This window comes from Okeania sp. KiyG1 (assembly GCF_014132355.1).
Taxonomy (GTDB): Bacteria; Cyanobacteriota; Cyanobacteriia; order Cyanobacteriales; family Microcoleaceae; genus Okeania.
Genome location: NZ_BLZO01000065.1, coordinates 23,496 through 39,720, shown reverse-complemented (window position 1 = coordinate 39,720; position 16,225 = coordinate 23,496). Strand labels below are relative to the sequence as shown.

Below are 16,225 nucleotides of genomic sequence, written 5' to 3'. Positions count from 1 at the left end.
GGGTTACAATTTCAAAAATATATACAATAATTACCTAATAATTAAGGTTTAAAATATCTTATTTTGGTGTTTCTGAATTGAAGTATGAATGCGCGATTGTTTGGTTCTGGTCAAGCCCCGCGCATCCCCGTTCAACAAAAAGCGCAGCAACATCTGGCTTCCCTTTCCAAGGGGGACGGGAGGGGGATCAAGGGGGAATTTTAGAGTTTTATTCCCCCAAAATTGGGGGGTTAGGGGGCAAAATTATACCCGGAATCAGCAACGCTCTTATTCTTTAAAGAAATCAAAAAAAAAGGCGTTGCTGAATTAAGGTATGAAAATCAAAACTGAAGAATTTAAAATATTTTTCATTCAATAGTTTAGCAATCGCCAAAAAACAAAAAATATAAATATAGCAGTCGAAGGAAAGGGAAAGGTTAGGACAGTTTGAAAGCTAAAAACTGAGACAACGCAATATTTTTCCCTCTTCCTTCTTCCTTCTTCCCTCTTCCTTCTTCCTTCTTCCCTCTTCCTTCTTCCTTCTTCCTTCTTCAATCTGGATAAATATCGCTGATTTATTCATCAGGATTGAGACAATTAGATAATAATTCTTCTGTAGTTAATCCCACATTCGTATTTAAACCAACCACACAAAAAGAAAAACGCTCGGGCAATAAACTCAGACGACAACTTTCTAAAATAGCAGCTTGATTAGAATTATCTGTAACTGATTCATTAATTGTTTCTACACAAGTACCCAACTCATCAACTCTTCTGACCCGTTGACAACTAAATAGAATATCTTCTGCTGAAAGTTCTTCTGTTGTACTATCATAGATTTTTGTGACGCATCCTGATAAACCTCTGGGTTTGAGAGCTGCACCACAAGCATTAGCTACTTTTGCCTCAGATAAACCTACGCTTAGTAAATCTTCAGAGCAAATTTTAAAAGATTTTTTATTTGCTTGAGCTGTTGCTACTTCCGGAGTAGCTATTAACAAACCATAACTAAAAATTCCTACTAAGTAAATCCAGCGCCAATGACATAATTTAATAGAGCTAGGAAACTTCTTCAGGAATAAATTAGAAAAGTTAATATTAGGAATATTAGGCATAATAAATAAATTAAATTAATAGGTTTACTGCTAAAGAAAGGCTAATTGACAAAACAACATTTAAGTAGTATATAATATAAGTTTGTGGTTAAATTTGATCTTAATGAGGAAATTATATGTCTAGATATAGAGGCCCACGCTTAAGAATAGCGCGTCGTCTCGGTGACTTACCAGGACTAACTCGTAAAAGTCCCAGACGTGCTTATCCCCCTGGTCAACATGGTCAAAATCGGAGAAAGCGCTCAGAGTATGCAATTCGACTAGAAGAGAAGCAAAAATTACTTTATAATTATGGTCTGAGAGAACGACAACTCCTACGTTATGTAAAAAAAGCTCGTCGTGCAGCAGGTTCCACAGGACAAGTATTATTACAGCTACTAGAAATGCGTTTAGATAATACTGTATTTCGTTTAGGAATGGCACCAACTATTCCCTCAGCACGACAGCTAGTTAATCATGGTCATGTAACAGTAAATGGTAAGGTTGTTAGTATTGCTAGTTATCAATGTAAACCAGGAGAGGTAATTGGTGTTAGGCAAAAAGAAGCATCTCAGGAATTGGTAAAAACTAATCTTCAATATCCTGGTTTAGCGAATATTCCTAGCCATTTAGAATTTGATAAAAATAAACTTGTTGGTAAGGTTAATAGTATTATAGAACGGGAGTGGGTGGCACTTCAAATTAACGAACTATTAGTTGTGGAATATTACTCCAGGCAAGCATAGAGGTTTTATAGTAGGGAACAGGGAACAGGGAAAAGTAGGAAAAACATTTCCCCTTCTTTAGTTTATCATCAGTCTATGTCCTAATTAACTCGTTCTTTGCTATAGTTTTTTATCTTAATTTTTGATTTACTCCATTAAACCCCGTCTAGTTTATTGTTAGGCGGGGATAATGAAGTTAAAAGTCAAAAATTATAAGTCAAAAATTATAAGTCAGAAGTTGTTTTTGTAACGGGGAAAAGAACTCAGAAGACAGAAGGGAAAATTGCTTATGGACTCGAACCCCAAACAATTTTAAGCTCCCCCGCTGATAACTGATAACTGATAACTGATAACTGATAACTGATAACTGATAACTGATTTCAACCGCCAATTTGTGACATAGTTCGACCATAACTTCCTGTAGTACCAGACTCTCTTTGCTTAAAATTAATTTCTGGTTTAATACCCAACAAATATTCTACCTGCTGCCGTAACTCCTCAGCAGAAACCCCACTACGCAGGGCACTTTTTAAATCTATTTGACCCATTTCATTCAAAAGGCAAGGTCTTAACCATCCATCCGCTGAGAGACGCATTCTATTACAGCGATCGCAAAAACATTCTGACATTTGACTAATAAATCCCAGTGTCCCTTTTGCTCCAGGAATTTGAAAGACATCAGCAGGCCCATTTCCTTTGATAGAAGATTCTGTTAACCCCCATCGTTTGCTAATTTTTTGCCGTAATTCTTCTGAAGATATCCAACCTCGGTCGTCAAATAATTTATCATTACCGATGGGCATAAATTCAATAAATCTAACGTGCCAATTACGGTCAATAGTTAAAGAGGCCAAATCTAAAACTTCATGGTCGTTAACCCCAGGAATTACCACTACATTTATTTTTAAAGGGTCAAAACCTACATCATAAGCAGCTTGAATGCCATTCCAAACCAGTTGCCAACGACTACGACCCCGATTACCAATAATTATATTAAAAGTATCTGAGTCTAGAGAATCTAAACTAATATTAATTCTTCTCAAGCCAGCTTTATATAAATCTTTTGCCATACCCGCCAACAAAAATCCATTGGTGGTCATTGATAAGTCTTGGGTCTCTGGGAAAGAGGCGATCGCTTCTACTAAATCTATTACACCAGGACGTAATAAAGGTTCGCCTCCTGTTAACCGAAACCTCGTAAAACCTACAGGAATAAAAATATCTTTTAGTAGAGTTAGTAATTCATTATGAGTTAGTAAGTTTTGTTGTAATACATAGTTAATTTCTGTACCTTCTGGCATACAATATTGACACCTAAAATTGCAACGATCTATCAGACTAATTCTTAAATAATCAACTTTATTCATGTTAAAAATATTCTATGTAATACAATTTTATTTTATACTAAATAGCTGGATATTTACCAGTCATGGCATTTTTTTCCGATTTTTATTTTGATAAAGGTTAGTAGTTTAATTTTTTTGATTAGTCAATATTTACGACAGAATACTGACCAAAAAAATAAGGTTTCAAGCCTCCCCTTGCAAGGAGATGAAAAAAAATAAACTTCAATATTTTAAGCCTCTGACTTTCCTAGATCATGCTGCGCAAACAGAGAGAGATACTGATAACTGATAACTGTTAACGCAGTTCCGACCATAGGAGGCTAACTGATAACTGAAATGACTTAACAGCGGTCTACTTTTTAATTTTTTTTCTTTTCTAGCTGTTTACTTGAGCAATTTAGTTGGTGTATTTGATCGACATGAAAATTGCTATATCATTATAGGGAAGATGGATGGCTTATTTTCAGGAATAATATTTTATTACACCATTTATCAAAAATAATTCTGTACTTATGTAAGACTCCAATGATTAAGTAATTAGTAGAATTCAATGAAGTTTTGAGTGATTATTATCCAGTAAGTGTATATTATTCTTATACCAATTTGATAAATGTTTGCTACATTTTCTTGAGTGAAGGAGTAGGGTAGTGAGGGGGGAGGGGAGAGGTAAAAACAAGAATAATTAACAATAACTGGTTAATAATTACCAAAAAAATATTCAATCTATGTTAATTACTTAATAATTGGAGTGTCACTTAAATATAGCATTCTTTTTAAAATTGGTATAATACCAAATTGATAAATATTTGCTACAAATAGCTAGGATATTTTTTAGGAGTCAGTAGTCAGGAGTCAGGAGTCAGAATTAATGGCTTCAATACCATTTTTTAGGTAGTAAATCATCCTTTTTGTCAAAGAGAATATCCTGTAAAATCTTTTTATTCCTCTTACTATTCGTAACATTCTTTTTTCAAGTAGGTATTATTTTTAATCATCCCCTACTTTTCCACTCAAGAAAACATAGAAAAGTTTTGAGATTTGGCATTAGTTGGATGCATCTCAATGGGTGAATAAAGCCAAAAATTTATCGCTTTTAGGGAACAGGGAACAGGGAACAGGGAATATATAGGAAAAAAGTATTTTTGCGAATATGAGATGCACCCCATTAGTTAGTGCGATCGCATATATTTAGGTGATTATTTACCTGACTAAAGGGAGCTTAATCATGTACCGAAAAATTGCACAAATTCAAAATCAAGGAAGTATAATATTGAGCAAAATTTTCAGTAATTTACATAGATAAATATACGTTTTTAGCGATTTCAGCAAATCGTAATTACCATGAATTCCGTATTATTTTTCAATAGCTCTAAGACAAGTGTTTAAAGGGCTAAAGCTCAACTACAAACAAATTAGTTAGGGGATAGATTGATGATAAAGCTTAGGCGGAGAAATGTTTTTCCTACTGTTCTCTTTTGCCTACTCCCTGTTCCCTGCTATAACACAGAAGTGCATAAATAAAGACTACAACTCCTAACATTTCAAGAAACTCTTCAATTGTTACCAAGATTTCATAAAAGAAGTTATTAGTATCGTATAAATAAGCATAATATCCACCAACCATTTCCATCCCTATTCCACCTCCAACATAAAATATTCCAGCGAGAAAAAATAGATATTTTATTTTGCGAGGCAGAGATTGAAGAAACTTTAGATAGATAAATAGAACAGTCATAACTAATATTAATCCTGGAATTACCCAAGTGTAATAAAAAATTCCTGTGGCATTCAGCATATCTCGCAAAGGATGAATTAATTGTTCGTGCAAGCTAATTGTTTCATCAAGTCCTAGATAAAAAAATATGACAGATAGACCTATCCACTTCCAAACATATTTATCTTTCTGTTGCCATTTTTTATGAGAAATTATTCCCAGAATGACACAGGAAAAAAATAAACTAAAAGATGAAAATAATGAAGGAATAGTATATTCTCCATCTACATTAAATTTCTCAATCAATTGGGTAGAATTAGAGAAACCATAATATTGAAAAAACTGCCCGGTAATACTGGCAATAGTTAAGCCAATAACAATAAATATCAGAAATATAATGGTTTTTTTTGGGAGATAAATAAATCATATTACTGATGATAAAGCTTAGGCGGAGAAATGTTTTTCCTACTGTTGCCTTTTGCCTATTCCCTGTTCCCTGCCATAACACAGAAGTGCATAAATAAAGACTACAACTCCTAACATTTCAAGAAACTCTTCAATCGTTACCAATATTTCATAAAAAAAGTTATTAGTATCATATAAATAAGCGTAATATCCACCAACCATTTCCATACCTATTCCACCTCCAACATAAAATATTCCAGCGAGAAAAAATAGATATTTTATTTTTCTAGGCAGAGATTGAAGAAACTTTAGATAAATAAATAGAACAGCCATAACTAATATTAATCCTGGAATTACCCAAGTGTAATAAAAAATTCCTGTCGCATTCAGCATATCTCGCAAAGGATGAATTAGTTGTTCGTGCAAGCTAATTGTTTCATCAAGTCCTAGATAGAAAAATATGATAGATAGACCTATCCACTTCCAAAGATATTTATCCTTCTGTTGCCATTTTTTATGAGAAATTATTCCCAGAATGACACAGCAAAAAAATAAAGTAAAAGATGAAAATAATGAAGGAATGGTATATTCTCCATCTACATTAAGTTTATCAATCAATTGGGTAGAATTAGAGAAACCATAATATTGAAAAAACTGCCCCGTAATACTGGCAATAGTTAAACCAATAACAATAAATATCAGAAATATAATGGTTTTTTTGGGAGATAAATAAATCATATTAAAGTTACTAATTTAGGAGCGTGAAATTTTGGCGACATAATCTAAATTTTGTAACGCCCCGTTCACCAATAGCTAGACAAGGGGATTTTTAGGAGTTACTCATGCCAAAATATAGCATGAAATTATCAATCTTTTATTACTGCAAACCTAAAGAATCTGCTCTTGATTATCATAAATAAGTTCCATTTTTGAGAATTAATTTTCCGAGCAAATAGTAAAATAAATTTTTATTTCACTTCCTTGAAAAGATTTATTTATTTCATTTTTTATAAGTTCAATTCCACTCATTGTATTCTTGTCAGGATAAACTAATATTATATCTATGTCATTAAATATTTTCTGCCTAAGATAAGAACCGAAAAGATAAACTTTACAATTACATTTAAGAATTTCACTTTTTTAAATGCAGATGATAATCTACTTATCCTGCTTGCTTTCTCATCCTTAAGCAGATAGTTAAAATATTTTTCCCCTTGATAACGAATTGCTCCCATGAATTCTCTGAGCAGAAAAAGACCAATATTACTATTGATACATTCTTTTTTAGCACTTATAGAATAATTAGGGTTTACTTATGGAAAGTCTTTTTGCTGGGGTGGGAGACAGGAGACAGGAGACAGGAGACAGGAGAAATGGGAATTATAGAGAAGGTAGTCGGAAAAATAGTCCCAAGATTGTTCTGCCATAATCGTTCCAAAATACTAGCATGCATGAACTTTTTCCACCGAAAAACTGACACTTTTTTAGACAAAAAAATGCTACAACCAATATAAGTCAATGCTTTTAGATTTAATCAGCAAGCCCTAATTAGAATAAGGATTAGAGCAAATAATAGCGTCTATATTTGGATCGACTGATTGAATCTTTTCAAGTGTATATTCAGTAAAGTAATAGGTATTATTCAAGAATTTAGAATTTAGAATGCGCGAATTTAGAATTACCTCTCCTGGAAAAGAAGAGGATTGACAAAGAGATGAAAATTTTTATTTATTATTCCCTTAAAAGGGGAGGCTTTATACCACAATTTTTCGGTAACAAATACTTTTAGTTCCCTTTCATCACTTAAAATAAATTTGAATGTAAGTATTCCGTAGGAAATGTTTACCTTTGAATATTGCCCTATTTAAAGTATTCATTTCTTTGATAAATGAATGATTTGCTAAATACTCATTTATATATTTGGAGATGGTATTTTTTCTGTACTCTATTTCCTCTTCCCCTCTAACTTCTAAATCTTGCGTTTGTATTCCTAATTTATTTTTCACAAAATGATCGAACTCTCGTGGAAAAAGTTTGTAATCGTTTACCTTCTCTTCAAAAAGACAATTTTCTTTGAAAGAATCCGCATGAATTTTATATCGAAGCATTTGTCTATCAAGCTCCCAAGGATATTTAAAATTGCGTTTATTCCCTTCAATTAAATCAATAATTTTTTGATTATTAGGTAAAATTGTGTCAAGACATCTTTTCTTCCATACTTTTTTCACATCGCCTGAATTTCTTTTTGTTGCCTGTTCTGAAAATGGACCATATTCCTCAAAAATAGACCTATTTTCTTCTAAAAGGTCATTTACTTCTCTCAAAATCTCATTTTCATCAGTGGTTATCAGAGTCTTAAAAAGTGCTTGGATTTTACCGAATAATTAATAATTAATAATTAATAATTAAATAATTCTGGTTTAAAGCCTCCCCTTTTAAGGGGAAATAAAGAAATAATATTTCCTTATATTCAATTCCGTAGCGGTTTTAACCTTCTTGTAATTATCAATTATCCATTATCAATTATCAATTAATGAATAGAGTGTTGCTCTTTCCATTCGCAGATTTTTTCGACTGAATATTTATCCTCAAGTTCATCTATCATCTTATGACAATCAAGACAAAGCATAATTAAGTTAGACGTACCATTCTTTTGTATAGAATCAGCTAGTGCGTGTTCTGAGCGAGGTCCAGTATTTCCTGCGCCAATAATATGAGCAGCATTGGCTATACTGACAGATTCATCTCCAATATCCGAAAACAGGTACTTATTACAACTAGGGTTTTGACAAAATCCTCCGCACTGAGACCATAACTTTCGTTTCGTATTAGTTGATATTGATTCCCTAGCCATTTATGATATTTGCTGTATTGATTTGGATGAAGGTTTGAATAAGTAATAATAACATGAGATTTTTAATATTTAGACAATTATTTAATGTCTAATTTATAGTTAAGACGCACTGCCTTTTTAGGCTTATAAAAATCCCTTCGTTCAAAAGTTGATCGCCAATAAATCTCACAATCAGTTTACCTTTGAGCGTTAGTTTTCATGGATAATTTGGCAGAAAAATATAGTATTTTAAACAGCATATATTAATCTTTGAACCCACTGCTCTATCCGACAAAAAATCAAATTTTAACGGCAATTATATAACTTATAACGATAACCATTAATTTTAGGTAGAGAATGAGAATATTTCTGACAATTGAAAGTTTCTAAATCCCTTCCCTCTATTTTCAAATTAACTGCCCATAAATCTAGAGGTCGTGGTGTTTGATAAAGGAATTTAGCTAAATCCCTTCGTTCAAAAATTTATCACCAATAAATCTCACAATAAGTTTACCTTTGAGCGTTAGTTTTCATGGATAATTTGGCAGAAAAATATAGTATTTTAAACAGCATATATTAATCTTTGAACCCACTGCTCTATCCGACAAAAAAATCAAATTTTAACGGCAATTATATAACTTATAACGATAACCATTAATTTTAGGTAGAGAATGAGAATATTTCTGACAATTGAAAGTTTCTAAATCCCTTCCCTCTATTTTCAAATTAACTGCCCATAAATCTAGAGGTCGTGGTGTTTGATAAAGGAATTTAGCTAAATCCCTTCGTTCAAAAATTTATCACCAATAAATCTCACAATAAGTTTACCTTTGAGCGTTAGTTTTCATGGATAATTTGGCAGAAAAATATAGTATTTTAAACAGCATATATTAATCTTTGAACCCACTGCTCTATCCGACAAAAAAATCAAATTTTAACGGCAATTATATAACTTATAACGATAACCATTAATTTTAGGTAGAGAATGAGAATATTTCTGACAATTGAAAGTTTCTAAATCCCTTCCCTCTATTTTCAAATTAACTGCCCATAAATCTAGAGGTCGTGGTGTTTGATAAAGGAATTTAGCTAAATCCCTTCGTTCAAAAATTTATCACCAATAAATCTCACAATAAGTTTACCTTTGAGCGTTAGTTTTCATGGATAATTTGGCAGAAAAATATAGTATTTTAAACAGCATATATTAATCTTTGAACCCACTGCTCTATCCGACAAAAAATCAAATTTTAACGGCAATTATATAACTTATAACGATAACCATTAATTTTAGGTAGAGAATGAGAATATTTCTGACAATTGAAAGTTTCTAAATCCCTTCCCTCTATTTTCAAATTAACTGCCCATAAATCTAGAGGTCGTGGTGTTTGATAAAGGAATTTAGCTAAATCCCTTCGTTCAAAAATTTATCACCAATAAATCTCACAATAAGTTTACCTTTGAGCGTTAGTTTTCATGGATAATTTGGCAGAAAAATATAGTATTTTAAACAGCATATATTAATCTTTGAACCCACTGCTCTATCCGACAAAAAATCAAATTTTAACGGCAATTATATAACTTATAACGATAACCATTAATTTTAGGTAGAGAATGAGAATATTTCTGACAATTGAAAGTTTCTAAATCCCTTCCCTCTATTTTCAAATTAACTGCCCATAAATCTAGAGGTCGTGGTGTTTGATAAAGGAATTTAGCTAAAGCTGAATCAGAAGTTAATCTTTGCTCTTGTTGTCTTTTCATTAATAAAAATTGAGGTTGAAAAAAATCAGAGGTCTTGATTTTCTCTTCTTGACGTTTAAATTCCATACCAAGTGCAATTAAAGCCCTAATTTCAGCATGAGTTTGATAAGTTGTAGCAATTAAAGACGGAGTTTTAGACTGTGTTTTAATTTCCTCAACTAAAAGGTCTGCACGCCGTGATTTTTGATAGCCATAATTACTAACCACCGTTAACCCACCGCATAAACCAATCAACAAAACAACAACCACAACTCTTCGATTAATTAGTTTTAAATTTGCCGAAATTATATCTTTTTTAACTGCTCCTCCCTCTTTGATTTTCCCACTTCCCAACCTCTGTAAAAAATCTCTTAACTGGAAAAATTGAAAACCTTTATCCTTCTCAGAAAAAACATTTTCCCCCTCTGCCTGATTTTCCAAATTATCAAAATAATTGGGTCTAATACCCCGCCTTTTAAGGCGAAATATTTTTGGCTCCTTGCTCAAATTCCCGTTATAAAAATCACTTCTGACTTCTGACTGTCTTGAGTGTGTCTTACATTCTGAAGAGACCTCAGAATTACACACTCGCTTCTGACTTCTGACTTCGTTAACCCAACACTTTCCTAATATTGCAGCTAATAAAATAATGACAATAGGAAAATAAACAAAATGATAACGAGCAGCAAGAGATAAATCTTTACCCATACCGTAAATAATAAGTAAAAATAAAGCGATCGCCCCTACAAAAAAACCGACAAAAACCTGAAAAGATAAACGGTTATTAATATCATTTATCTGTGCTTTTCCACCTTGCCATAAACCAGGAGCAACCCAAACCAACATAACCAAAAGTGTAACTCCAGATAAAATAGTTACAAATAAACTTGTCCCTTCAATAGGCAAAAGCCATACCATTGTCAATACCCAACCCAACAAACGAGGGATAGGATGCCAAATTTCATCAAGCTCAAAGCTAGTTGATATCCAGTCAGTAAGTTGACTATTGCCAATACCACCTATAATAGGCAACCAAACCAAACAACCAATAAACGTTCCCAGAGCAACCAAATAAATTCGCCACCAATAACGTTGAAATAGGTTTTGAATATCTCTCAACCAAAACCAACCAATAACTAACCCCTCAGCAGTCAACGCCAAGGCAAAAAAATAGTGAGTGGAAATTCCCAAACTATTAATTATAACCCAAAGAAACCCCAGCCATATCGGAAATATCTTACGTTTTTGAAGATAAGGCATTATTGCTGTCAAACAAGTTACAGAAGCAATAATCCATAAAATAGTTAAAGTATAATGACGAGATTCTTGGGCCAGGTAAATGCCATAAGGAGAAATTGCCATTAATGCTGCTGCTATATGACCTATTAATGGAGAAAACGCCAACCAACCCAAGCCAAAAATTGCCGGAATAGTAATTACACCAAAAATAGCACTGAGCGATCGCCCCACCCACAGAGAAACCAATTCTCCGTCAGTGCTGAATAATTTAAACCACAGATGATTTAGTACAAAATAGAGTGGAGGATGATTATCTTCACCCAGTAGATGATGAATGACATCGGTAGGAGTAGAAGTTGACTCAAATTGTAAGGGTGACAGCAATTGGTCTAGACTAATAACTCGATCTAAAGGCAGGTCAAAAAAGCTATGACCCAGACTATAACCCAATGTAGCAATTTCGATAGATGAGGCAGACTTGTCAGCTAAGTTTGTCCAACGCAGGGCAATACCTAGAAGTATCCAACTACATAGCAGTATTAGATGTAGCCATTTCTGATGATTTTGGTTAACTCGATCATTTATCATTCTTTTTACTAAATCTTTGTGATGCGCCTGAGTTAAATTTTTCAGTATCGGTGCATACTTTTTCCATAATTAATAGCAGAAGTGAAGAAGGAAGAATTTAATAATTGATAATTGATAATGGATAATTGATAATTACCTCTCCCTAAAACGGATAGGATTGAATAAAAGGAAAATTAATTCATTTTTTCTCCTTTAAAGGAGAGGATTTTTACCTGAATTTTTCGGTAAAAGTCTTACATTGTCTGAGTTTTAAACTTTTGAACTTTCCTAACTTTTCCTTAGACTGTTATACACAAAATTAATTATATATTTTGAACTGATATATTACCTTTAAATACATCACTTTCTTATACCATTTCTCACGCAAGAATGCTATGTATGATTGGGTGGGGAAGTTGGTTCGTGTGGGAGGTAGGGGAGGGGTTAAAAGTAGGAAAAATCTATACTAACCGACTAATAATTGTCAAAAAATACTTTGAATTTTGGTAAATATTTTACTTTTTAAGTATAACGGAAGTATCGCATTACTTTTGGTAATTGGTATTAGCTATTATTTTTTCATACATCCTAATATATGAGGTAATAGTTAATTATTAATTATTAATTAGGGCTTACCGATTAATTCTAAAAGTATTGACAGATAAAGATTTTAGGGTTTTAGAGTTGAAAAAAGTACCAGCTTTCGATGGAAAGAGCTGCATAAAGCTAGTATCTTGAGATGATTATGGCAGAAAAATTGAGAGACAATTCTTACTCCTACCTCCTCGCTCCCGAGCCATTTATCCTGTCTCCTGTCTCCTACAAAGAGTAAAAAGACTTTCCATACACAAACCTTAATTATTGAACATATTCATCAATTTTTTGCAGGTGCTAAACAAGTAAACATATTATTCTTTGATTTAACTACTGGCTTAACTTGAGAAATATATTTATTAATCACTTTTTCTACTTCAATTTTTACTAAATCAGACATTGAAGATAACCATCCATCAATATCAATGTACATCCACTTTTTATTAGCCTTATTATCAACAGCAAAATCAAGTAAACGACTCATATTTGCTGAACCTGCTGTTTCACTAACTTCTTTCATCATAAAGTAAGTTAAGCCGTAAAAAGGTTCGGAACCTTGTTGAAAATATGTTTCCCAACCACTCCAATCTAAATCGTTACGAGTTAACATTTTCTCAGCAAAAACAGTAGCCATACCCTCTGCATAACAATCAAGTAATTGTGCATTTAATAAGTGAAATATTTCATGACCTAACTGTCCATGAAAAGCATATTCAGAGGGTTTACGACTTAAATAAATAGTAAATTCGCCTTTATTTGCATTATCAAGTGAAGCTAAAGGTGTTGTATGTAAGCGTAAATTTATTTGTTTTACTGCTATTCTTGGCTCACCGTAGAGTTGTTGACTATAATTAAAGCCTGATTTAATAAAAGAAGAAATACTAGGATTATTTAAACTATCATCTAAGGCGTTAACTTTGGGTGATGAAATAAATTGAGCTGAAACTTTCTGCGGTTTTAAGTTAGATAAATTAGGAATGTAGAGAAAAATCAGCAATGAAATAAATATAGTGAATAATAGCTTAGGTCTAATAAAATTTAGCATAACTTGTATCAAAATCAATTCATAATTCAGCCATAAGCTTACCGAATAATGAATAATGAATAATGAATAATGAATAATTAAGAGTTGATAGTTAATAATTATTAATTCAACAATTCAGGTTTAAAGCCTCCCCTTTTAAGGGGATAAAAGCGGTCGAGGGATAGGGAGGTATCGGAGCTGGCCGACCATCGACCAAGAGAAGAAAAAATTTTCATTATTAGTAAATCCTACCCGCTTTCAAGGAGAGGTAATTGTTAATTATTAATTATTAATTATTAATTGTTAAACTATTCCCTGACTATTGATTTATTCAGAACATTTGCTAGAGCTACAATTGTTCCACAGCCATAATATACTGACAATTAATACTGAGTAAGATAATTCCCAAGCAATAGATATAAAATTATTAATATTAAATATTCCTCTAGAGTGATAAATTTGTGGGAATACAGGTATTATTGACTTGAAAGATATATCTTTTAGAGGCCATAACAATTGTAAACCTGAACCACCAGCTGTAAATAAATCTAATAGTAAATGAGAACTATAGAGAATAAAAGTAAATAAGAATAGTTGTTTAAATGAAGATTTACGGAAATAACTAATTAGCCAACTAACTATTAAACTAAAACCAATGGCAAAAATTAAAGTATGGGTAATACCTCGATGAATTTTTTCTCCTTTGATGAATTGGGGAATAAAATCAAAGTCAGCAAAAATGGCAACAAATACAGGATAAAAATTGCCCAAGTCCCACCAATGAGATGCATTATTTTTTGATAGGTTTTTGGGTAGAAACTTAGCTAGTACATATCCAGAAACTGAGTGAGCAATAGGAGATGGCATAATTAAAATTAAATTGCATTTTTGTCTTGAAAATTTATTTGAACAAATAATTAAGTACTTTTTTCACTACGTCTATGGCAGTGGTATATTTAACTCTGACTACTTAAATTAAACCGAATAATCCAGTTTGGGAATGGTCATTTCAGTTATCAGTTATCAGTTATCAGTTATCAGTTATCAGTTATCAGTTATCAGTTATCAGTACTTCCTACTGTTTCGCAGCATGACCTAGGAAAGCAGGAGGCTTGAGACCCTCTTTTTTGGTCAAAATTTTGATAATCTTTTGCTAAAATGGGTTCGCCTGTTTTGAGGTTAATATTAGTTGTTAGCAACATTCTCATGTATAAATGAAATCTCTTCCCACTTTAATTTTGCTGGTAGATATGCTTGGTTAATAGCAGTCAGAAATTGAGTTATATTTGCTTCTGCTATTTGAAAATTATCTTGGTCTTGACTATAATTACCAATAATTGAGCGATCGCGCCAGTGGGCAATAAAGAAGAAGCGAGTACTTTTATTAAACATTGCATCTGGGTCGTGCAGAACTATTTTTGTCGATCATACTCACTGTAAATTTTTCAAATAGAGGGCGAGTTTTCAATAATTGATAATTGATAATTGATAATGGATAATTGATAATTACCTCTCCCTAAAACGGATAGGATTGAATAAAAGGAAAATTAATTCATTGTTTCTCCTTTAAAGGAGAGGATTTTTACCTTAATTATTCGGTAACTAAATTCATAGCTTTAGCTAAACCAAAAGGCGATCGCTGTTGGTGGTTGACTATGGCTATAATTTTATTTACCCAAGCTCCAAATGATTCAACAACAATTAAAGCCTCTTTAAAATCTCATACATTTTGGCAATTACAGTTGACTAAACAATTGTATTTGTATATACATAAAAGAGCTAACTATACTTGAAATTAAAAAGGTATAGGTTGTCAATCTAACATTTAGTTGCTTGTATTAAAAGTAAATTTTAATGTTCTTTGGCTTAGTCTTTATAGTAGCAATTTGCATCAGCAATTTCAAGTAATTTCAGGCAACTTTACCAAAACTTTAAAAATGCTTGCCTAAAAGCCAGATATTCTTCATCAAAACTTTATAATTCTCTTGTAAATTCAAGATTATATAATTAATTTTACTACTAATGATTAAATATTTATATTTAAAACTTATTTAGACAGAACATTATTTAAACAAATATTAACCTTAGTTGTGCATAAATTTCGGCGTTGCTGAACTAAGGGATAAATCTTTGTAGAAAAGGTAACCCATCTTTTACTTGCTCTTTTTCTCGCTCCAAGAATTCCCATGGGGAAATATGCAATACCAATTCACTTTAAAGATGTCACAAATAGTTTCAAACCCCATATCTGAAATAATGTCCTGAAATTACTGTGGCATCAAAATTTCGAGTCTATAAATTCTTAATGTATGACTTTTACTTTTTAATTTTTGACTTTTGACTTCCGTGAAGCCGAAATTTCTTTTAAAAAGGACTTCCCCTCTCTGTGTTTGCACCAACCTTTCCAATTCCGTAACTAAACGGTCTAACTCCATTACTATAGGAGTTGAGTGAGCTTCATTAAATGCTGTAACTAGCGATCGATAATACCAAAGTGTCCCTTGTTTACCACCCTTAAATAAATCCCAAAGTAAATCACCTTGCATTCGATAGTCTTTTAAAATAGACCTAATATTATGTAATTTATCGGCAGCAGAAACCAAACGCACTGAAGCTGAAGCACTAGCAATACGATCCATATAAGCTTTTTTTACGTTCTTCCCAAGGAGGTTTCGGAGTTATATCCGTATCAGTACAACCATCTACTATTTCTGTTACTCTCTCTCCAAACCGTAATCTAATTTCTGTCCGAATAGGTGGTCCACCTTGGTCTTCTATAGCATCGTGAAGCAGTGCTGCTATGGCCTCATCCTCCATATTCAAGGGCAATACTAGCTACCCCTAAAAGATGGGAAATGTAAGGAACTTTACTTCCTTTGCGAATTTGGGTAGCGTGTAACTCAGTGGCGTGGACTAAAGCTTCTGTAAAACGGTGAGAAAGTATCATTTGTTTAATTTAAAAGTC

The 16,225-nt window shown here is 32.5% G+C and carries 13 protein-coding genes and 1 pseudogene; 1 reads left to right on the top strand and 13 read right to left on the bottom strand.

All coding sequences use genetic code 11. The annotated features are described in order from the left end of the window. Positions 1-433: 433 nt before the first annotated feature. Both SAGCYANO_RS47550 and SAGCYANO_RS13565 read right to left on the bottom strand, forming a co-directional pair. Positions 434-562, bottom strand: a complete 129-nt coding sequence (locus SAGCYANO_RS47550) for a hypothetical protein (protein WP_255502559.1) — start codon at positions 560-562, stop codon at positions 434-436. Further along, on the bottom strand, positions 555-1,094 hold the full coding sequence (locus tag SAGCYANO_RS13565) for a hypothetical protein (RefSeq protein ID WP_202220555.1): 540 nt from the start codon (positions 1,092-1,094) through the stop codon (positions 555-557). Before SAGCYANO_RS13565 ends, SAGCYANO_RS47550 begins: the two co-directional genes overlap by 8 nt. Before the next feature lie 116 nt (positions 1,095-1,210). On the opposite strand from SAGCYANO_RS13565, the gene rpsD reads away from it, so the two are divergent. After that, positions 1,211-1,819 (top strand): 30S ribosomal protein S4, encoded by a 609-nt coding sequence (rpsD, locus tag SAGCYANO_RS13560; protein WP_202220554.1) that lies wholly within the window; start codon positions 1,211-1,213, stop codon positions 1,817-1,819. A 359-nt stretch (positions 1,820-2,178) separates the two neighbouring features. Here rpsD and moaA read toward each other — a convergent pair whose 3' ends face one another. The 11 genes and pseudogenes from moaA to SAGCYANO_RS13505 form a co-directional block, all read right to left on the bottom strand. Next, positions 2,179-3,165, bottom strand: coding sequence for a GTP 3',8-cyclase MoaA (moaA, locus tag SAGCYANO_RS13555; protein ID WP_202220553.1), 987 nt, complete (start codon positions 3,163-3,165; stop codon positions 2,179-2,181). Between the two features lie 1,441 nt (positions 3,166-4,606). Further along, the gene (locus SAGCYANO_RS13550; protein WP_202220552.1) at positions 4,607-5,164 is read right to left on the bottom strand and encodes a hypothetical protein; all 558 of its coding nucleotides are present in this window, start codon (positions 5,162-5,164) and stop codon (positions 4,607-4,609) included. A gap of 159 nt (positions 5,165-5,323) precedes the next feature. Continuing rightward, entirely contained in the window at positions 5,324-6,001 is a 678-nt protein-coding gene (locus SAGCYANO_RS13545) for a hypothetical protein (RefSeq protein ID WP_202220551.1), read from the bottom strand. 198 nt (positions 6,002-6,199) lie between these two features. Next, entirely contained in the window at positions 6,200-6,394 is a 195-nt protein-coding gene (locus SAGCYANO_RS50260; protein ID WP_202220559.1) for a hypothetical protein, read from the bottom strand. Between the two features lie 668 nt (positions 6,395-7,062). Beyond that, the gene (locus tag SAGCYANO_RS13535; RefSeq protein ID WP_202220550.1) at positions 7,063-7,587 is read right to left on the bottom strand and encodes a hypothetical protein; all 525 of its coding nucleotides are present in this window, start codon (positions 7,585-7,587) and stop codon (positions 7,063-7,065) included. Positions 7,588-7,793: 206 nt separating this feature from the next. Next, a complete protein-coding gene (locus SAGCYANO_RS13530) occupies positions 7,794-8,117 on the bottom strand; it encodes an HNH endonuclease (RefSeq protein ID WP_202220549.1) in 324 nt (107 codons plus the stop codon). 1,539 nt (positions 8,118-9,656) lie between these two features. Next, a complete protein-coding gene (locus SAGCYANO_RS13525) occupies positions 9,657-11,663 on the bottom strand; it encodes a glycosyltransferase family 39 protein (RefSeq protein WP_202220548.1) in 2,007 nt (668 codons plus the stop codon). Between the two features lie 853 nt (positions 11,664-12,516). After that, positions 12,517-13,299, bottom strand: a complete 783-nt coding sequence (locus SAGCYANO_RS13520) for a hypothetical protein (protein WP_202220547.1) — start codon at positions 13,297-13,299, stop codon at positions 12,517-12,519. A gap of 288 nt (positions 13,300-13,587) precedes the next feature. Beyond that, positions 13,588-14,127, bottom strand: coding sequence for a metal-dependent hydrolase (locus tag SAGCYANO_RS13515; protein WP_202220546.1), 540 nt, complete (start codon positions 14,125-14,127; stop codon positions 13,588-13,590). A gap of 318 nt (positions 14,128-14,445) precedes the next feature. Then, a complete protein-coding gene (locus SAGCYANO_RS13510) occupies positions 14,446-14,652 on the bottom strand; it encodes a hypothetical protein (protein ID WP_202220545.1) in 207 nt (68 codons plus the stop codon). 998 nt (positions 14,653-15,650) lie between these two features. Continuing rightward, a pseudogene (locus tag SAGCYANO_RS13505) lies at positions 15,651-16,207 on the bottom strand (HD domain-containing protein); the annotation flags it as partial. Positions 16,208-16,225: the final 18 nt, after the last annotated feature.